The sequence below is a fragment of the Allosaccharopolyspora coralli genome (assembly GCF_009664835.1).
Classification (GTDB): Bacteria; Actinomycetota; Actinomycetes; order Mycobacteriales; family Pseudonocardiaceae; genus Allosaccharopolyspora; species Allosaccharopolyspora coralli.
In genome coordinates, this window is sequence record NZ_CP045929.1 from 3,862,039 (window position 1) to 3,880,019 (window position 17,981).

Genomic DNA, 17,981 nt, shown 5'->3' on the forward strand with positions numbered 1-17,981 from the left:
GTCACTCCGCTACGATCTCCAGCCAGTCGCCGACCACTCGGGCGAACTCGTCCGGGTCTTCGAGCGGCGACAAATGCCCGGTGCGGGGGACGACTACCTGCTCGGCGTTCGGCAATAGCTCGGTCATCGTGTCGGCGTCACCGACCGGGCTCAGCCAGTCCTCCTGCCCGACGACCACCAGCGACGGCCCCGAGAATTCGCGCAGCACCGAGGCATTGTCCGGACGCGCGGCCATCGCTCGTTGCGCCCAGGACACCCCCGCAGCCGGTTGCGTCTCGACCAGTTCGCGGGTGCGAGAGACGACTTCGGCTCGCTGGGAGCGCGTGGTCTCGCCCAGCAAGTTCGGCAGCATCGACTCGGCCAGCCACCCGTCGGTTCCGTCCTGCTCGGCGCGCTCGGCGACGTTGAGGCGGGTCGCACGCTGGGACTCGTCGTCGGCCGCGCACTTCGTGTCCGCCAGCAGCAAGCCGCTGACTCGTTCGGGCGCGGCACGCAGCAGCGCCATCGCCACATAGCCGCCCATCGAGCATCCACCGACCACCGCGCGGGGGACGTCGAGAACGTCGAGCAGGGCCAGAACGTCTGCGGCGACGGAGTCGAGATCCGGCTCCGCCACGTCCCCGGGTGCGTCCGACTCGGTCAGCGGCGACTCTCCCAGGCCCCGCTGATCAGGGGTGATGATGCGCGCCTGATTCTCCAGCTTCCCGCGGGCGGCGCTCCACATGCGGGCGTCCAGCGGAAAGGCGTGCAGCAGCACAAGCGGTGGGCCCACGCCGGATTCGATGAAATGCACCCCGCCATGGTGCCTGACACTGCCCCACCCACGGCAGCGGCGCGCGACAGTAAAGAGACGCGAAGTGCTCTGCGTTGGTGGTTCCGTTTCGGAACAGTGCCTGACCACAGCCTCAATCCGCGTGACAGTAAGGGAACTTTCCTGTCACCGGTGACAGGAAAGTTCCCTTACTGTCACCGAGCACCGCGTGTGTGGCGTCAGCGGGCGTCACGACAGGCACGACGGGCGGAGGCCGTCACTCCGCCGCCGTGTCGGTGCGAAGCCGGTTAGGAGTTGACGATCGTGACCTGACGCGTCTCGTACTCGCCGTCCCACGTGCGCGGCAACGGCGTCGGCACCTCCGGCGCGACGGCTTGCACCATCGCGTCGAGTGCCTGCTCGGCCTTGCCGACCCACAGATGCTTCGTGCCGGGGAAGCCGGTGACCTGGGCCTGCGCCAGCGGGGCGAAGCGGCGCTGCGCTTCCTCCGGCTGCAGGTAGTCGTCGAGTTCCGGGATCAGCGCATGCACCGGTTTGCCCGAATCCCGCCAGGCGTGCAGGTGCTCCTCCCCGCTCCAGCGCAACGGCGGCGAAATGAGCACCGCTCCTTGCACGAGCGGGTCGAGGCCGTGGACGAGCGTGAGGTCCGTGCCGAACGACCAGCCTACGAGCCACACGTTCGGTAGGTCGTGGAACTCCGCGTACTCCAGGGCCGCGGCCACGTCGTAGCGTTCCGAGTCGCCGTGATCGAACGAGCCCTGACTGCGACCCGCCTCGCTCGCCGTGCCCCGCGAGTTGAACCGCAGCACCGCCATGTCCGCCAGTGCGGGCAACCGGAACGCCGCCTTGCGGTAGATGTGTGAGTCCATCATCCCGCCGTGAGTAGGCAACGGGTGCAGACACACGAGAGTCGCGCGTGGCTCGCGTGCTTGCGGCAACGACAGCTCACCGATCAGTTCCAGACCGTCGGCCGTGTGCAGGGTGATCGGTTCGCGGCGGCCGGGCAGCACGGTGTTGGCGCGGATTTCGGTACTCACGTTCCGATCCTCGCACGGGTCGGCGACGTCACGACCAGCGGCGGGTGGGCCCGCGACGATGACGCGCGTGCCAACAGCCGCCGTGCCAGTGCCTGCGTTCCTCCGCGCCGCCGTGATCCGCAGGCCAAGCGACCACGTGCGGGATACCCGGCCGGATCTCGTGATCACATCCGGGGCATCGATACGTCTTGGTCGCCTGAGCGGCGGGAACGCTGCGCACCATCCAGTCACCGTCCGGGCCCGGCTCGACGCGGGACGCTCCGAGCGCGGCGCCGACAGGCCGCGGCCCCGACCTCGGGGCGGAGCGTCGCTCGCGGTTCCGGCGTGGCACGCCACCACGGTATCCGGTGTCCGGGCGGGATCAGATCGGTGGCAGGTTCGGCCACACCCGCTCGGCAAGCCCTCGCGCATACTCACATGCCCCACTGCCGGTCTCGCCCGGCACTGCCACGACGATCATGGCGACTTCCGTCTCACCGTTCTCGGGCGGACCGAACGGGACGTGGGCGGTCTCCGCCGAACACAGAGGCACCGACGGATCCCCTCCGACGACACTGAGCACGGTGCGGCGATTCGCGATCCGTTCCTCGACGGCGGCGGAATGCAGCACAGCTGGGGGCGCGCCCGCCGTGTGCAGAATCTGCACCCGCGTGGCGTCCGACCGTTCCTGCCCCCACCGGCACTGGTGCGTCGACGGCGAACGACGTGGCTGGGCGGTTTCGAGGCCGGGAATGTCCTGCATCACGTTCGGGGCAATGCCGTCACAGGCATCCACGAGGGCCAACGAGTTCGAGGGGAACTCGCGGTGCCGCACCGTGTGCTCCGACAGAGAGTCCGCGATCGCCTGCGCGCCGGTATCGGCGACTCCGCACAGGCCGGCTCCCGAACCGCCCGCCCGAAGATCAGCGCTGACTTCGACGGACGTTCCGTCCGCCAGGACGACGTGCCGGGCGCAATGCCCCGGCAACGGAGTTTCTTCGACGATGCGCACGCCACCATGCCGCCGCACGGGGTTTCCCGCCGTCGGTACGTTCCGGGCGAGCTCACCGAACGACACACCGATCACGGTCTCGTCGCGCGTGATCCGCAGGAGACAGTAGTCGAGGGAGACGGTCGCGGCGCGCTCGACGCGGCCGAACTCGTTCCAGGCACCCGCGTCGGCGAGCGAACAAGGGTCCACTGTGCGCAGATCACCGAGGGCCGTCGCAGCGGTCTCGCGAGGAGCCGCCCGGCCTTGTCTGTCCGGCGCCGACGCGGCACAGCCGGCGAGCACAGCGGCCAGCCCCAGCACGACCAACACGTCCCGCACCCGCCGCCGCATGCGGCCACTGTATCGGCCGCCTGCCCGCCGGAGGATGACAGTAAGGGAACTTTCCTGTCACCGGTGACAGGAAAGTTCCCTTACTGTCACGCGCGGATTGAGGCTCTGGCAGCCACAGTGCGCCGAGGGTTGTGTCGCCAGTCTGCACAGACCAGCCACCGGCGGGTTCTCACCTCGTGCCTGACGAGGACAGCGTCGAGAGGATGTCGCACCTCTTGCTGTCTACTCGTCGAAGTTGCGGGCAGCGAGGTCGCGGATGCTGTCCACAGCGTCCTCGGCGTCCGGGCCGGTGGCGCGTACCTCGATCCGGTCGCCTTTGCGGGCACCGAGGCCCATCACGCCGAGCACGCTCGCAGCATCGGCTTCCTTGTCGTCGAAAGCGAGAACCACGTTCGCCTGAACACCGGCCAGCGACCGCGCCACGAGTGCCGCAGGCCGCGCGTGCAACCCGACCTCGTTGTCCAGCACCAGCTCTCTGCGAACCTCGGACTCGGCCGGGGCGGCTGTCTCCGTCTCCGCCGATCCGGCGACGTCGGAGACAGCAGCGGATGTCGCGGCCCGGGCGACCTCCGCGAGCACGGCGCCGCCCTGAGCTTTCACTGCCGCTGCGACCGCGCCCTCGACCAACGGCGCGTCCACGACGATCGCCGTGTCCGGGTCACCCAAGGCTTCGACGGCGAGGTCCGCTGTCATCTGGGCACTGCCGAGGTCGAACAACAGCACCACACCCCAGCCCGTGTCCGCATCGGACAGTGCGGCGGAGACCTGCTCGAAGTCCGTTCCGATCTCCCCGCTCGGCAATCCGCCGGCTGCCACGACACGCACTTCCGGTGCCATCTGGGTCGCGACCTCGACAATGCCCTCGGCGAGTCGCGTGCTGTGTGAAACGACGACGAGTCCGACGCTCATGCCTGCCTCCTGGCGAACGCGCTGAGCAGCAACGCAGTCGATCGAGCACCGGGGTCGGTGTGTCCGGCGCTGCGCTCTCCGAGATACGAAGCCCGCCCCTTGCGGGCCACGAGCGGTTCGGTCGCCGCGACCCCCTGGTGGGCCGCGTCCGAGGCAGCGGCCAACACACCGGATGGCCCCTCACCCGAGGCGGCCGCCGCCTTAGCCGCCTCCACCGCAGGAGACAACGCGTCGACCATGGTCTTGTCGCCGGTGACGGCTTTACCCCGAGCCGTCACGCCTTCCAGCCCCGCTTGCAACGCACCGGCGACCGCGGACCCGTCGAGTTCGTCCAGATCGGTCACCGCCGTCGCAGCCCGCAGGAACGCGGTGCCGTACAGCGGCCCCGACGCACCACCCACAGTGGAAATCAGCGTGGTTGCGGCCTTTTTCAGCACCGCACCCGGTGACTCCGAGTCGACGTCCATCTGCTCCACCGCCGTCAGCACGGCACGGAAACCCCGGTCCATGTTCTCCCCATGATCGGCGTCACCGATCTCCCGGTCGAGCCGGACCAGTTCGTCCCGGTGTTCGGCGACCGTCGCCGCCCCGGATCGCAACGCCTCGACGACGTCGCTCGCCGTACAGCTCATTCGAGTCCCTCTCGTCGGTTCGTGGTTCACCAGCGGAGTGCGACCGTGTGCACCGGCGCGTCCCACAGTTCGAGCAATTCGTCGTCCAGTTTCAACAGGGTCAGACTCATGCCCTGCATTTCCAGACTCGTGGTGAACGGTCCGACGAGCCTGCGCCGCACCTGGACACCGCGTTCGGCCAGGACCGACTCGGCGATGCCGTGTGCGAGATAGAGCTCCAGCGGCGGTGTGCCGCCCATCGAGTTGGTGAACAGCAGCACCTCGTCGCCGTCCCCGAACGGCAGGTCCTCCAGGATCGGATCGAGCAGACGACGCACGATTCCGTCGGCGTTCTCCAACGGAACCCGATGCCTGCCCGGCTCCCCGTGGATGCCGATCCCGATCTCCATTTCATGCTCCGAGAGCGTGAAGCTCGGTTCGCCCGCGTGCGGCACGGTGGGAGCGCTCAATGCCATCCCCATCGACCGGACCCGGGAGACGACTCTGCGGGCGAGTTCCTCGCAACGGTCCAGATCGTCACCGCGCGCCGCCGCCGCTCCGGCGATCTTCTCGACCATCACCGTGCCGCCGACGCCGCGACGCCCGGCCGTGTGCGTCGAGTCCTTGACGGCGACGTCGTCGTCGACGACCACAGTGCGCACGTCGAGCCCATCGGCGGCGGCGAGTTCGGCGGCAGTCTCGAAGTTGAGCACGTCTCCCGTGTAGTTCTTCACCACCAGCAGCGTTCCCGTCCCGCCATCGGTCTCGGACACGGCCGCTTGGACCGCGTCGGGAGTCGGAGAGGTGAAGACCTCGCCCGGCACAGCCGCGCTGAGCATGCCGGGGCCGACGAAACCGCCGTGCAACGGCTCGTGGCCGGACCCGCCGCCGGACACGACCGCCACCGAGCCACGCACCGGCGCGTCCGCGCGGATGATCACCGACGGATCGTGCCGCACACGCAACAGGTCCGGGTGGGCAAGGGCCATTCCCCGGACAGCGTCCGCGACCACTGTCGCCGGCTCGTTGATGATCTTCTTCATCACTCGTCTCCTCGCGGCTCGGATCACCTCGGCCGGCACTCTGCGCGACGACCGGGTTCCCCACGGTAAGGGACCATTCCGATCACTCCCTCGAAGGTTCCCGCGCCCGCGCCACGATCGCCACCTCCGGCCGGTCGGCACGGCGTGACAGGAAGGGAACATTCCTGTCATCTGTGCGCGGAATGTTCCCTTCCTGTCACGCGGCAGCACAGCAGACATGAAACGGCGCTCTCGCCTGCGGTGGGAGGCGAGAGCGCCATTCGCTCGTTCGAGACCGGGAGCGACTGCTCAGCGACCGTGCATGAGGCGCACCAGCCGCATCAGCCTGCGCACCGTGCGCGGCGAGCGTTTGAACGTCATCGGATTGATCGGCATCCTGAACTTCGCTCGCGTCACGGCTTGCGGCCGAGTGAACTCGCGCAGCCCGTCCTCGCCGTGGATACGCCCGAAGCCGGAGTCACCGATACCACCGAACGGCAGAGCGGGCACGGCCGCGAACGCGATGATGCCGTTCACGGCCACCATCCCGGCTCGAATACGCCGTGCCAGGTCCGCGCCCCGCGATCGGGAGAAGATGGTCGCGCCGAGTCCGAAGCGGCTCCGGTTCGACAGGTCGATCGCCTCGTCGACGTCGCGCACCCGCTGCACCACGATCGTCGGGCCGAACGTCTCGTCGAGGTTGACGTCCGCTTCCGGCGGCACGTCGGTGAGCACCACCGGCTCCACGAACGGTGCCCGCACCGAGTGGCTTCCGCCGACGACCGCTCGCGCGCCACGTTCCAACGCGTCGTCCACATGACGGCGGATCACCTCGACCTGCGAGGCCATCGTGATCGGCCCGAGGTTCGCCTGCGGTTCACCGCCGGGCCGCAGCTCGGCCGCCATGGTGGCCACCTGATCGAGGAACTTGTCGGCGACCGCGTCGACGACGTAGGCGCGTTCCACGCCGACGCAGGTCTGACCCGCGTTCGACATCGCACCCCACACGGCCGCTTCGGCCGCAGCACGCAGGTCGGCGTCCTCGTCGACGATGAACGCGTCCTTGCCGCCCGCCTCCAGCAGCACCGGCGTCAGCGTTTCCGCGCAGGTGGCCATGACACGCTTGCCGGTCGCGGTGGAGCCGGTAAACGCCAGTTTGTTCACCCCGGAACGACACAACGCCGCACCGGTCTCGCCGAATCCGGTGACGACGGTGAACACCGGCTGATCCGGCACGGCTTCCTCGAACGTGCGAGCCAACCACGCACCGACACCGGGTGTGAGCTCGCTCGGTTTGAACACCACCGAGTTGCCCGCTGCCAGCGCGTAGGCGATCGAGCCCATCGGGGTGAACGCCGGGTAGTTCCACGGGCCGATGACTCCGACGACGCCGTGCGGGTGGTATTCGACGGTCGAGGCCTGGTTCACCATGAGCAGGCCCGACGAGACCTTGCGACGTTTGAGCACCTTCTCGGCGTTCGCCGCGGCCCAGGCCAGATGGTCGACGACGAGCACGAGTTCGAGCCGCGCGTCGTCGATCGGCTTGCCGGTTTCGGCGCAGATCACTCCGGCGCCCTCGTCGAGGCGACGGACGAGAAGCTTGCGCCACTGATCGAGTCGCTGCTTACGGCCCGAGAAGCCCAGGTCTGCCCACCATTGCTGGGCGTCCCGCGCCCGTTGCACGGCCTTGTCGACGTGGTCGGCGTCGTGCACCGGGTAGGTGTCGACGACCTCGCCTGTTCGGGGGTCGAGAGACTCGAAGGTCGGGACACCGTTCGTGGCCGCTCCATCACCGGTCTCGGTCGATACCTCCGCCGTCATGCGCGCCTCCCACCGCTCGTCGATCGTTCCTGCGACGCAGCCTACGGAAGTCCGTGAGGCTGCGGTATCGACCGCCACCGCGAAGACAGCACTAATTCACCACACCGGACGTTCCGGCCGCGTCTCGACGACAGCAAGGGAACCTTCCTGTCATCAGTGACCGGAAGGTTCCCTTGCTGTCACGCTCGGTCCCGCGCTCAGGGCTGCTCCGAGGGCTCTTCCGCATCGGGCGCGTCCGGCACGATGATCGGCCGCAGCCGCGCCCACGCGGTGAACAACGCGGCGAACACGAGCATCCCGATGCCGGACCACAAGTTGATGTTCGTGCCCGCGGCCTTCGCGATGTCCTCCTCCGACGTCGCCAGCACACCCATCCCGACGAGAACCGCGCCATAGATCGCGAACAGCATCGCGATGATCAACCGGACGTCGAAAGCTCCTGCGGCGTGGCCGCTGCGATTCACCTGAGTTGTCATGAGTCGCCTCCCGTCAGCCGAACATGAAGTTGAGCGCGATGGTGATCACCAGCACGATGCCCGCAAGCAGCGCCGGCCTGCGGTACCAGCCCGCGTCCTCGCCGGTCGTGGACGCCGTGCGCTTCTCCTTCGGTGTCAACGAGTACACCAGGCCTTCCAGTTCGGAGTCCGGTTTGGGCCGGGTCATGTAGCTGACCACGACGCTGACCACCACGTCGACGACGAACGCGGCGCCCGCACCGACGAAACTCGCGCCTTGACCGGGCAGGTCCAGCACTCCGGTTTCGGCGAGCGCGAAGACCGCGATCGCCGAGACCGTTCCGAGTACCAGACCGAGCCACCCGGCAGTCGGGGTCATGCGCTTCCAGAACATGCCGAGGATGAAGGTGGCGAACAGCGGCGCGTTGAAAAACGAGAACAGCTGCTGCAGGTAGTCCATCAGGTTGGAGTACCCGGCGGCGATGAAGGCGGTGCCGATGGCGGCGACCGTGCCGCCGACGGTCACCCAGCGCCCCATACCGAGGTAGTACTCGTCCTCGCGGTCCTTGACGACGTAGGCCTGCCAGATGTCGTAGGTGAACACCGTGTTGAACGAGCTCAGGTTCGCGGCCATCCCGGCCATGAACGAGGCGAGCAGACCGGCCAGGGCGATACCGAGAATCCCGTTGGGAAGCAGGTCCCGCATGAGCAGCAGGATCGCGTCGTTGTAGTCGACGTTGCCCTCGCCCGTTGCCTTGTAGGCCACCATGTCCTGCACGGACACCGCCGCGATCATTCCCGGGATCACGACGATGAACGGGATGAGCAGCTTCGGGAACGCACCGATGATCGGGGTGCGCTGCGCGGCGGACATGCTCTTGGACGCCATCGCGCGCTGGACCTCGACGAAGTTCGTCGTCCAGTAGCCAAAGGCGAGGACGAAACCGAGACCGAACACGACGCCGAGCACGCTGAGGAAGCTGTTGGTGAAGCCGGTCAGTTCGTTCGCGGGCCACGCGGAGAGTTGCTCGCTACCACCCGGACCTGCCGCGACTCGGTCGACCAGCCCCTGCCAACCACCGACCTTGGTAAGCCCGACGATCGTCAACGGCAGCAGCGCGGCGACGATGACGAAGAACTGCAGCACCTCGTTGTAGATCGCGGCCGAGAGTCCGCCGAGCGCGGTGTAGCTGAGGACGATGAGCGCGGCGACGACCACCGAGACCCACAGTGGCCAGCCGAGCAGCACGTTGACGATGCTGGCGAGCAGGAACAGGTTGATGCCCGCGATGAGGACCTGGGCCACGGCGAAGCTGATGCCGTTGACGAGGTGCGCGGGCTTGCCGAATCGCCGGAGCATGAACTCGGGAACACTGCGGACCTTCGACCCGTAGTAGAACGGCATCATCACGATGCCGAGGAACAGCATCGCCGGGACCGCACCGACCCAGAAGTAGTGCATCGTCGGCATGCCGTACTCGGCACCGTTCGCCGACATGCCGATGATCTCGATGGCACCGAGGTTCGCGGCGATGAACGCCAGACCGGTCACCCACGCCGGCAGCGACCGCCCGGACAGGAAGAAGTCGAGACTGCTCGACACCGACCGTCGCGCGAGCAGCCCGATCCCGAGCACGAACGCGAAGTAGAGCGCGAGCAGTACGTAGTCCACCGCGCTCGCGTCGAGCCGCAGCTGCTCCTGGGCCAGCACATGCACGCTACCCCACCTCCAGATCCAACAAACTCAAACGATATTCACCACAGATGCGAAGCGAGCGCACAGTACCGCACGGCGAGCGACGCCGCTTGCGGTCGATATCAATTCGTTGAACAGGAAGCGTCCGCGCCGGAAACGGCGGGTCAGAACAGCGGCGGTAGACCCAGCTTCTCCCACCAGGTCGGCTTGCCCGAACGTGCGCGCAGAGTGAGGTGTGCGTACTGCATCCGCCCGCGCACGACGATGCGACGCGGCGCCGACGGAACCTCGCCGCCCGTGCGTCGGTCTCGCACCGATCCGTCGACCAACTCGAGGCCGTTGCAGTCGACCCACGTTCCTTGCGGGACGGAGAACTCGATCTTCGTGTATTTGGTGGAGACGTCGATCTCGACCGTCGAAGCCGCCCACTGCGCATGCAGGAAGTCCAACACGACGGAGCCGAGCTTGCCGGTGATCGTGATCGACGGCGGCACCACCCAGTTGCCGTGCCGCTGCAACGCCGAGTTCTTCGGCCGCAGCTCGAGGACCGACTCCCCCGCCGTCAGCGACACCGCAAGCGACGGGAGATCAGCGAACAAGGCGTCCAGCTCGCCCCGCGTACGACACGCCAGAGCACGATCGGTGCGTCGAGTGAACTCGTCGAGGTCGAGACGGCCCTCTCCCAACGCCGTGTTCAAGCGCTGCACCGCCTGCTCACGCTCGGCGTCGGACAACCGCATACGCGCAGGATCGAACTGTCCCGTCATGCCGGACAGTATGGCAACGGCGAAGAGGCTCCACGCGGATCAGAACAACCGGAACTCATCGGGCTCGATGCCGCGGAGGTCGTCGTAGTCGAGCGTGACACAGCGAATGCCGCGGTCCTCGGCCAGGGTTCGCGCCTGCGGCTTGATCTGTTGCGCGGCGAACACGCCCGTCACCGGGGCCAGCAACGGGTCGCGGTTGAGGAGCTCGAGGTAGCGGGTGAGCTGCTCCACCCCGTCGATCTCGCCGCGTCGTTTGATCTCCACGGCCACGCTCGACCCGTCGGAGTCCCGGCACATCAAATCGACAGGGCCGATCGCCGTGGGGAACTCGCGCCGCACCAGCGACCATCCGTCGCCGAGCGTCGTCACGTGTTCGGCGAGCAGCTCCTGCAGATGGGATTCCACGCCGTCCTTGACCAGGCCGGGTTCGTGGCCGAGCTCGTGCTTCGAGTCGTGCAGCACCTCGTCGATACTGATCACGAGCTTCTCGCCGGCCTTGTTCTGCACCGTCCACACGCCCGGATCCTCGATCAGCCAGCACGGCGGGCTCATCCAGTTCAGCGGTTTGTAGGCACGGTCGTCGGAGTGCACCGACACCGAACCGTCGGCCTTGACCAGCAGCAGGCGCTGCGCCAACGGCAGATGCGCGGTGAGACGACCGACGTAGTCAACCTTGCAGCGGGCAATCACGAGACGCACCCGGAACACAGTACGGGCACCCGGCCTCATGTCGAGCACCCCGCCGTGGGGCGAGGTGTCACGGCGTGGCGGGTGACAGCAAGGGAACCTTCCTGTCACCCGTGCGCGGAAAGTTCCCTTGCTGTCACTGTGGCGTGAACGCTCGGACGGCGACCGTGGAAGGAGTCGGCCGCCGTCCGAGCGGGTTTGGGGTCAGGCCCCGTCGATGCTGATCTGCTGGTTCGGCTGGACGTATTTGACCGTGGGCTCCTGGGCGAGCCGTTCGGCCTGCTTCGCCGTGGCATGCATCGCGAAGCCGGTGAGTGCGGAGGAGTACTCCGTGGTGATAGTCGCCCCGTGTTTTCGAGCCAGGTCCGCCGCGGTCACGCCGACCGCCTCTGCGGAAACGGTGTCTTCGAAGACGACCACGTAGCTGTCCTGCACGGTCGGCGCGTGCTCCATGCCGGCCACCTTGTCCTCGCCGCCAGGCCGCTGAGCGGTCTCCTCGCCTGCCTGCGACCCCGTCGCACCGAGGGCCAGCACCGTGCCTGCACCCAACGTGGCCGTGACCGCCAGGGCCGCGAGGACCACCGCGATCCGCTTCGTCTTCCTCGTCCTGCTCACGACGCCATCCCTCCGTCCCGACGACCCTGTCACTGCGAAGACGGACCCGAGCCGGCCGCCGGTTGCATGAGCCGGGTGGCAGGAAGGGAACTTTCCGCGCACCGGTGACAGGAATGTTCCCTTCCTGTCACGCCCCCTCCGCCGCAGGCAGGATGCGGCCATGGAAACAACGAGCACTCGTGAGGTGTACGCGAACGCGTGGATGACGGTGCGTGAGGACGGCATCGTGCGACAGGACGGCTCCAGCGGCCTCTACGGAGTGATCGACAAGCCCGACTACGCCCTGGTCGTTCCCCTCGACGAGGGGCGGCTACACCTCGTCGAACAGTACCGCTATCCCCTCGGCCGACGTCGCTGGGAGTTTCCGCAGGGCACCGCCCCCGATCGGCAGGACGTCGACCCGGCCGAGTTGGCCACGCGTGAACTCCGGGAAGAAACCGGTCTGATCGCCGACGACGTCACTCTGCTCGGCTCTCTCGACGTCGCCCCGGGCATGTCCAGCCAGCGCGGCCGGGCCTATCTCGCCACCGGCTTGGTTCACGGCCCCCATGAACGCGAACCCGAGGAACAGGACATGCGGGCTGCCTGGTTCTCCAGATCCGAGTTCGAGGCGATGGTCCGAGACGGAGAGATCACCGACGCGCAGTCGATCGCCGCCTACACGTTGCTGTTGCTGCGGGAACGCACTATGTGACCGGGACAACAACTCGCGACCGTGGTCTCGGCGTTTCGGTAGTGCCTAGCCTGACGGGGTGCCCGAACAGCTGATCCCGTTCCTCCTGGTCGCGATCGTCATCGCCGTCGTCCCCGGACCGGACACCGCACTCGGGCTGCGCAACAGTCTGCGCGGTGGCACGACGGCGATGTGGTGGACCGGCATTGGGTGCTGCGGCGGCCTGGTCGTCCACGCCGCGGCCTCGATGATCGGCCTGTCCGCCCTGCTCGCCGCTTCCGCAACGGCGTACACGGTGGTCAAGGTGCTCGGAGCCGCGTATCTCGTGTGGCTCGGTGCGACAACGTTGTGGGCGAGTTGGAAGCAGCGACACGAGCCCGCGGAGGAGCCGACACTCGATCTCGCCTCGTCGCAGCAACCCATCACGCGGCGCGCGGCGTTCCGGCAGGGCCTGATCAGCAACCTGCTCAATCCGAAGATCGTGCTGCTTTTCCTCACGTTGATTCCGCAGTTCGTCGGCGGCAACGAGCCGCGCACCACCACGTCGATGATGTTGATGCTGGTCTTCCTCGGCGTCTCCGTCGTGTGGTGGAGGCTGATGTCGTGGATGGTCGGCGCGATGCGGCAGTTGGTGACCAAGCGCCGCGTCCGCCTCACGCTGGAACGCGTCACGGGCACCGTGATGGTGGGACTCGGCCTTCGGGTCGCGCTCGACGGGGCTTGACCACCGACCGGCGGGCCCAACTCCTCAGCGCCGGAGGGTACTGCCCACCAGCAGCAACGCCAGCCCGCACAGCAATGACACCACTTCGGCCACGCCGGCGAGCGACTGCGGCACTCCCGCCGCGACCTCGCGGGAGCCGAACAGTCCGACCGTGACGGCAAGCACGAACGCGAGCAGCGTCGCCGCGTTGAACAGGCAGGCTGCGGCGACCGGGATCCAGTGGCGCCAGATCGGGACGACGAGCCCGAGAACGATGCCCGCCACCGCGTTGAGCAGGAAAAGTGGGCCGATTACGGGAACCTCGGCAACGCCTTGGGCCCACAGCTCGAGATGGACCACGCCGGACATCAACACCCCGGTCACGACGAGGCCTCGCAGCACCTCGGCGACCGTTGCGCGCCCGGTCGCCGACGCCGCGGCGGTACTCACGGAACTCGCGTTCATACCCACTCCTCGCGGAGCGCCGCGAGCCGCGCCGCCCCTTCCTCCGACAACCCGAGATTGTCCATTATGCCGGTTTGGTGCACAGTGTCGCTCAAGGTCCACTCGGAGCGTGACAGCAAGGGAACATGCCGCGCACATGTGACAGGAAGGTTCCCTTACTGTCACCCGCCACCCGAGGTGCAAGTGCAATCGAACGCGAGGTGCGGCATGAGTCAGTTCCCGACCTGTTCCCGCCGCCACGTGCTGCGCGCAGGCGGAGCCGTGGCGGCCGTGTGCGGCGCGGCGGCGTGTACGTCGAACAACCAGCAAGGGTCGAGTCTCACCGACGCCGCCGAAGAGCCGCCGCCCCCACCGCCGGAGGGGACCCCGCTCGTCCGCCTCGCCGACGTCCCGGTCGGCGGCGCCGCGGCGGCCGAAGCACCCGACGGGCGGCAGATCCTGGTGGTCCGACCACAGGAAGGCGTCGCCGAGGCGTTCAGCGCCGCCTGCACCCACGAGGGCTGCACAGTCGCCCCGCAAGGACAGCAGCTCGAATGCCCGTGTCACGGTTCGGTCTTCGACCTTTCGGGCAACGTCGTCACCGGTCCCGCGGATCGTCCGCTCGACCGCGTCGAGGTTCGCATCGACGGCGACCAGGTCGTCACCGGGCAAGCGTGACCCGCTCTGTACCGCGGAAACGCTTCGAAAGGCTTCTCTCGGCCGAGCCCCCGGGCCCGGGGCCCAAGCATGAGGGCTATTCCGTGATGCGGTCGATTCGGGCACCGAGGTCGCGCAGGTTCTCCACGAAGTTCGGGTAGCCCCTGTCGATGTGGAAGACGTCCCAAACCTCGGTCACCCCGTCCGCGCACAAGCCCGCGATGACCAGCCCCACTCCGGCGCGAATGTCAGAAGCCCACACGGGCGCGCTGGAAAGGTTCTCCACTCCGCGCACGACAGCGTGATGACCGTCGGTGCGAGCATCGGCACCCATCCGCACCATCTCCTCGATGAAGCGGAACCGGGACTCGAACAGGTTCTCGGTGATCATCGACGTGCCGTCGGCCACAGCCGAGAGGGCTAGCGCCATCGGCTGCAGATCGGTGGGGAACCCGGGATACGGGAGCGTCACGAAATCCACGGCCACCTGCCGCTGGGTGGCTACCACCCGGAAACCACCGTCCAGCGCCGTCACCGAAGCGCCGCCGCTGCGCAGCTTCTCCAGAACCAGGTTCACGTGCTGGGGATCCACACCGCGCACCGTGATGTCGCCCTGTGTCGCCGCCGCCGCGAACGCCCACGTCGCCCCGACGATCCGGTCACCGATGACCTCGTGTTCGACGGCCCGCAACGACTCCACGCCGTGCACCGTCAGGGTCGAGGTCCCCGCGCCCTCGATCTTGGCGCCCATCTGCTGCAGCATGACGCACAGGTCGACGATTTCCGGCTCACGGGCCGCGTTGTCGATCACCGTGGTGCCCTCCGCGAGCACCGAGGCCATCAGGATGTTCTCCGTGGCTCCGACGCTCGGGAAGTCCAACCAGATCTGGGCCCCGCTGAGATCCTCGGCCTCGGCAACGACCGCGCCGTGCTCGATGTAGCTCGTCGCGCCCAGCTTGCGCAGCCCGTTCTGGTGCATGTCCAGTGGGCGTGAGCCGATCGCGTCGCCACCGGGCAGCGTCACCACCGCTTTGCGGCAGCGCGCCACCAGAGGGCCGAGCACGCACACGGAAGCCCTGAGCTTGCCCATCGACGGCGAGATCGCCTCATGGCTGATGCGCTCCGGAACCGTGATCGTGGCCTTACGGCCCTCGGTGCGGACCTCACATCCGAGACTCTCCAGCACGTCACCCATCAGGGGAACGTCGAGAATCTCGGGGCAGTTCGTGATCGTCGTGGTGCCCTCGGCCAGCAGCGCTGCCGCCATCAGCTTCAGCACGCTGTTCTTCGCACCGACCACGTCGACTTCGCCTTCAAGTCGGGCGCCGCCGTGGACCCGGAAGTGCTCACTCACGAGCAGCCAGGTTACGGCCCGGCATCGGCACCCCGCGGACCGGGTGCGTCGCACATCGTGACAGTAAGGGAACTTTCCGCGCACCGGTGACAGGAAAGTTCCCTTACTGTCACCCGCCACAGGCGGAGAGGCAGGCGCATAGGGTGGGTGCATGGGTGTGCACCTGACGAAGATCTACACGCGGGCCGGGGACGGCGGGACGACTCGCCTGTCGGACAACTCACAGGTCAGCAAAACCGACGAGCGTCTCGTCGCCTATGCCGACGTGGACGAGACGAACTCTCTGCTCGGCGTCGCGCTGGCCACCGCACCGCTGGACGAGACGGTCCGAGCCGTGCTCACAGAGGTCCAGAACGACCTGTTCGACGTAGGTGCGGACCTGTCGACCCCCGTCGCCGAGAACCCCAAGTACCCGCCGCTGCGCGTCACCCAGAACTACATCGACCGGCTTGAAGCACACTGCGACGAGTTCAACGACCACCTCGAACCGCTGCACTCGTTCATCCTGCCCGGCGGCACGCCCGCCGGAGCGCTGTTGCACCAGGCACGCTGCGTCGCACGCCGCGCGGAACGGGCAGCATGGGCGGCCTGCGCTGCCGACCCGGAGGGCACCAACGATCTGCCCGCGAAATACCTGAACCGGCTGTCCGACCTGCTGTTTATCCTCGCGCGCGTCGCCAACCCCGACGGTGACGTGCTCTGGAGGCCCGGCGGCAACAGCTGACGCCGCCGAGAGGGTGCGCGGATTGATCTGCGTGGGTGGTTCCGTGGCCGGTCTGCGACGTCGGCGGAACGATCGTCACCGCACCGTGCCCACCACAGCCCCAACCCGCGCGGCCGCTCGTCACGGCATCAGCATCGACACCGGCTGGACCACAGAGGTTTGACGGCTCTGGAAGCGGCACGGCGCGACACGACGGGCAGGCACGGCTGCACGACCACCGATGCGGCGCTCAGAGCCACTTACCGAAGCAGCGACTGTCGCCGTCACAGCGGTACACGCCGAACTTGCTGATCTCCGCGTAACCAGACGATTCGTACAGTGCGATCGCTTCCGGCTGTGCCGTGCCCGTCTCCAGAATCGCCCGGCGCCGGCCAGCCGACCGCGCGGACCGTTCCAACTCGGCCAGCATCGCCCGAGCCAGCCCCGAGCCGCGCGCGTGCGGCACCACGTACATGCGCTTGAGCTCGGCGTCGCCGTCCTCGAAGAACGGTTCGTCCCCGTCGTGGGCACGCCACCCGCCGGACGCGACGGCCTCCCCACCGCGATAACCGAGCAAGAACAACCCACGCGGCGCCGCGAACTCCTCCACCGTCATCGGCGTGCTGTCGTGCTCGCCGTAACGCAGGAGGTACTCCTGCTGCACCTCGTCGACCAGCCGTCGAGCGTCCGGGTGATCGTAAGAAGCAACCTCGATCCGCACGAACTCAGCCTAGACCTCGCCGTCCACCAGATTCTGCATGCCGACCCGAGCGTGGGCGTTGCGCTATCCGACGACTGCGACTCAGGACGCCCATGGGACGGATTTTCCCGGAGGAGCAGACTCCAGCCACGACAGGAACCCAGTCAACGCGTCCGGCCCCATCGCGATCTCGACGTGCCGCCCCAGCCCGTCCAGATCGAGCACGACGGATCCCGACGGCACCGTATAGGTCTCCGGCGTCGTCGGTTCCCGACGTCCGGCGATCGCCACATCGGACCGATTCATCACCCAGCTCGGCCCGTTGCGCAAGCTCAACACCCGATACCACGTGAATTCCTCGCCGCGATATCGCGCCACCCCCAGGTGCCAGCCACGGGCACCCTCGTCCGCACGGGATCGCAGCGCCACATCGACACCACCCGTACGCAGCTGATGGACCCTTCGCCACACGCGCACCACGATTCCCAACGCTGCCAGCGCCAGCGCCAGCACGAGAATCGTGGCGGTCCACATGCTCGATTGCCCCCTGTCTAGTGCGTCAGGAAGACCGTTCAGCCGCCCGCAGACGACTCTCCGCCCGCGCCCGGACGTCCGCGTCCTGGGCCCCCGCTTCTTCGCGGGCCTTGGCGACGTCGATCTCCTGCGCCAACTCCGCGGACTCGGCGAGGATGCTCACCCCATCGCCCGTCACGGACAGGAACCCGCCATGCACCGCCGCCGTCACCGTGTCGTTGTCGACCGTGGTGATCTTCACGACGCCACCCTCGATCAACTGACCGAGCACCGGCTCGTGACCGGGCAGGACACCGATTTCGCCCTCGAGCGTCTGGGCCGACACGGCGGTCGCCTCACCGGACCACAAACGGCGTTCGACGGCGACCAGTTGGACGGACATGTTGGCCACGCGCGTCTCCTTCGTCGGGTGTGTGTGCGGAGTCTAGCCAATAGCCCCTGGACAGCGACGAGTCGCCCCGGGGTCGGGGCGTGCGTGACAGGAAGGGAACTTTCCACGC

22 protein-coding genes are annotated in these 17,981 nt (G+C 67.8%); 4 read left to right on the top strand and 18 right to left on the bottom strand.

All coding sequences use genetic code 11. The features are described 5' to 3' along the window. Window position 1 precedes the first annotated feature (1 nt). From GIY23_RS17965 to GIY23_RS22705, 13 genes are all read right to left on the bottom strand, one after another. Window positions 2-793: an alpha/beta fold hydrolase gene (locus tag GIY23_RS17965; protein ID WP_154077729.1), complete on the bottom strand. Its 792-nt coding sequence runs from the start codon at window positions 791-793 to the stop codon at window positions 2-4. A gap of 266 nt (window positions 794-1,059) precedes the next feature. Next, a complete protein-coding gene (locus GIY23_RS17970; RefSeq protein WP_154077730.1) occupies window positions 1,060-1,809 on the bottom strand; it encodes an alpha/beta hydrolase in 750 nt (249 codons plus the stop codon). A gap of 28 nt (window positions 1,810-1,837) precedes the next feature. Beyond that, window positions 1,838-2,140: a hypothetical protein gene (locus tag GIY23_RS22700; RefSeq protein ID WP_187351928.1), complete on the bottom strand. Its 303-nt coding sequence runs from the start codon at window positions 2,138-2,140 to the stop codon at window positions 1,838-1,840. A gap of 30 nt (window positions 2,141-2,170) precedes the next feature. Continuing rightward, window positions 2,171-3,130 carry a hypothetical protein gene (locus tag GIY23_RS17980; RefSeq protein ID WP_154077731.1) on the bottom strand — a complete coding sequence of 320 codons (960 nt, stop codon included), beginning with the start codon at window positions 3,128-3,130 and terminating at the stop codon, window positions 2,171-2,173. Between the two features lie 222 nt (window positions 3,131-3,352). Continuing rightward, window positions 3,353-4,039 carry a dihydroxyacetone kinase phosphoryl donor subunit DhaM gene (dhaM, locus tag GIY23_RS17985; protein WP_154077732.1) on the bottom strand — a complete coding sequence of 229 codons (687 nt, stop codon included), beginning with the start codon at window positions 4,037-4,039 and terminating at the stop codon, window positions 3,353-3,355. Beyond that, window positions 4,036-4,671 (bottom strand): dihydroxyacetone kinase subunit DhaL, encoded by a 636-nt coding sequence (dhaL, locus tag GIY23_RS17990; RefSeq protein ID WP_154077733.1) that lies wholly within the window; start codon window positions 4,669-4,671, stop codon window positions 4,036-4,038. The genes dhaM and dhaL overlap by 4 nt, the downstream gene beginning before the upstream one ends. 26 nt (window positions 4,672-4,697) lie before the next feature. Beyond that, window positions 4,698-5,693, bottom strand: a complete 996-nt coding sequence (gene dhaK / locus GIY23_RS17995; RefSeq protein WP_154077734.1) for a dihydroxyacetone kinase subunit DhaK — start codon at window positions 5,691-5,693, stop codon at window positions 4,698-4,700. 288 nt (window positions 5,694-5,981) lie between these two features. Next, window positions 5,982-7,493, bottom strand: coding sequence for an aldehyde dehydrogenase family protein (locus GIY23_RS18000; RefSeq protein ID WP_154077735.1), 1,512 nt, complete (start codon window positions 7,491-7,493; stop codon window positions 5,982-5,984). A 197-nt stretch (window positions 7,494-7,690) separates the two neighbouring features. Further along, window positions 7,691-7,969, bottom strand: coding sequence for a hypothetical protein (locus GIY23_RS18005; protein WP_154077736.1), 279 nt, complete (start codon window positions 7,967-7,969; stop codon window positions 7,691-7,693). Between the two features lie 13 nt (window positions 7,970-7,982). Then, window positions 7,983-9,665: a sodium:solute symporter family protein gene (locus tag GIY23_RS18010; RefSeq protein WP_154077737.1), complete on the bottom strand. Its 1,683-nt coding sequence runs from the start codon at window positions 9,663-9,665 to the stop codon at window positions 7,983-7,985. 143 nt (window positions 9,666-9,808) lie between these two features. Continuing rightward, window positions 9,809-10,411: a DUF1707 SHOCT-like domain-containing protein gene (locus tag GIY23_RS18015; protein WP_154077738.1), complete on the bottom strand. Its 603-nt coding sequence runs from the start codon at window positions 10,409-10,411 to the stop codon at window positions 9,809-9,811. A gap of 39 nt (window positions 10,412-10,450) precedes the next feature. Beyond that, window positions 10,451-11,110, bottom strand: a complete 660-nt coding sequence (gene nucS, locus GIY23_RS18020) for an endonuclease NucS (protein WP_154077739.1) — start codon at window positions 11,108-11,110, stop codon at window positions 10,451-10,453. Window positions 11,111-11,302: 192 nt separating this feature from the next. Further along, complete coding sequence (locus GIY23_RS22705) at window positions 11,303-11,713, bottom strand: protease inhibitor I9 family protein (protein ID WP_187351929.1); 411 nt, start codon at window positions 11,711-11,713, stop codon at window positions 11,303-11,305. 160 nt (window positions 11,714-11,873) lie between these two features. Here GIY23_RS22705 and GIY23_RS18030 point away from each other — a divergent pair, with 160 nt between their 5' ends. Next, on the top strand, window positions 11,874-12,407 hold the full coding sequence (locus tag GIY23_RS18030; RefSeq protein WP_154077741.1) for an NUDIX domain-containing protein: 534 nt from the start codon (window positions 11,874-11,876) through the stop codon (window positions 12,405-12,407). A 58-nt stretch (window positions 12,408-12,465) separates the two neighbouring features. Continuing rightward, window positions 12,466-13,110, top strand: a complete 645-nt coding sequence (locus tag GIY23_RS18035) for a LysE family translocator (protein WP_154077742.1) — start codon at window positions 12,466-12,468, stop codon at window positions 13,108-13,110. A gap of 24 nt (window positions 13,111-13,134) precedes the next feature. Here the strand turns inward: GIY23_RS18035 and GIY23_RS18040 are convergent, their stop codons facing one another. Further along, window positions 13,135-13,554, bottom strand: a complete 420-nt coding sequence (locus GIY23_RS18040; protein WP_154077743.1) for a hypothetical protein — start codon at window positions 13,552-13,554, stop codon at window positions 13,135-13,137. Window positions 13,555-13,761: 207 nt separating this feature from the next. On the opposite strand from GIY23_RS18040, the gene GIY23_RS18045 reads away from it, so the two are divergent. Next, window positions 13,762-14,211: a QcrA and Rieske domain-containing protein gene (locus GIY23_RS18045; protein WP_154077744.1), complete on the top strand. Its 450-nt coding sequence runs from the start codon at window positions 13,762-13,764 to the stop codon at window positions 14,209-14,211. Between the two features lie 76 nt (window positions 14,212-14,287). On the opposite strand, the gene murA is transcribed toward GIY23_RS18045, so the two are convergent. Beyond that, a complete protein-coding gene (gene murA / locus GIY23_RS18050) occupies window positions 14,288-15,544 on the bottom strand; it encodes a UDP-N-acetylglucosamine 1-carboxyvinyltransferase (protein WP_154077745.1) in 1,257 nt (418 codons plus the stop codon). A 151-nt stretch (window positions 15,545-15,695) separates the two neighbouring features. Between murA and GIY23_RS18055 the strand changes: the two genes are divergently transcribed. Then, complete coding sequence (locus GIY23_RS18055; protein ID WP_154077746.1) at window positions 15,696-16,268, top strand: cob(I)yrinic acid a,c-diamide adenosyltransferase; 573 nt, start codon at window positions 15,696-15,698, stop codon at window positions 16,266-16,268. 229 nt (window positions 16,269-16,497) lie between these two features. Here the strand turns inward: GIY23_RS18055 and GIY23_RS18060 are convergent, their stop codons facing one another. The 3 genes from GIY23_RS18060 to GIY23_RS18070 all read right to left on the bottom strand — a co-directional run bounded on the left by GIY23_RS18060 (window position 16,498) and on the right by GIY23_RS18070 (window position 17,872). Next, entirely contained in the window at window positions 16,498-16,968 is a 471-nt protein-coding gene (locus GIY23_RS18060) for a GNAT family N-acetyltransferase (RefSeq protein WP_154077747.1), read from the bottom strand. Window positions 16,969-17,049: 81 nt separating this feature from the next. Then, window positions 17,050-17,481, bottom strand: coding sequence for a DUF2550 domain-containing protein (locus GIY23_RS18065; protein WP_154077748.1), 432 nt, complete (start codon window positions 17,479-17,481; stop codon window positions 17,050-17,052). A gap of 25 nt (window positions 17,482-17,506) precedes the next feature. After that, window positions 17,507-17,872, bottom strand: a complete 366-nt coding sequence (locus GIY23_RS18070) for a F0F1 ATP synthase subunit epsilon (protein ID WP_154077749.1) — start codon at window positions 17,870-17,872, stop codon at window positions 17,507-17,509. Window positions 17,873-17,981 lie beyond the last annotated feature (109 nt).

Coding starts and splice junctions, on each gene's coding strand:
- GIY23_RS17980 (WP_154077731.1), bottom strand. CDS start 3,130: ATGCGGCGGCGGGTGCGGGACGTGTTGGTCGTGCTGGGGCTGGCCGCT.
- dhaM (WP_154077732.1), bottom strand. CDS start 4,039: ATGAGCGTCGGACTCGTCGTCGTTTCACACAGCACGCGACTCGCCGAG.
- dhaL (WP_154077733.1), bottom strand. CDS start 4,671: ATGAGCTGTACGGCGAGCGACGTCGTCGAGGCGTTGCGATCCGGGGCG.
- dhaK (WP_154077734.1), bottom strand. CDS start 5,693: ATGAAGAAGATCATCAACGAGCCGGCGACAGTGGTCGCGGACGCTGTC.
- GIY23_RS18000 (WP_154077735.1), bottom strand. CDS start 7,493: ATGACGGCGGAGGTATCGACCGAGACCGGTGATGGAGCGGCCACGAAC.
- GIY23_RS18005 (WP_154077736.1), bottom strand. CDS start 7,969: ATGACAACTCAGGTGAATCGCAGCGGCCACGCCGCAGGAGCTTTCGAC.
- GIY23_RS18015 (WP_154077738.1), bottom strand. CDS start 10,411: ATGACGGGACAGTTCGATCCTGCGCGTATGCGGTTGTCCGACGCCGAG.
- GIY23_RS18030 (WP_154077741.1), top strand. CDS start 11,874: ATGGAAACAACGAGCACTCGTGAGGTGTACGCGAACGCGTGGATGACG.
- GIY23_RS18040 (WP_154077743.1), bottom strand. CDS start 13,554: ATGAACGCGAGTTCCGTGAGTACCGCCGCGGCGTCGGCGACCGGGCGC.
- GIY23_RS18045 (WP_154077744.1), top strand. CDS start 13,762: ATGAGTCAGTTCCCGACCTGTTCCCGCCGCCACGTGCTGCGCGCAGGC.
- GIY23_RS18055 (WP_154077746.1), top strand. CDS start 15,696: ATGGGTGTGCACCTGACGAAGATCTACACGCGGGCCGGGGACGGCGGG.
- GIY23_RS18065 (WP_154077748.1), bottom strand. CDS start 17,481: ATGTGGACCGCCACGATTCTCGTGCTGGCGCTGGCGCTGGCAGCGTTG.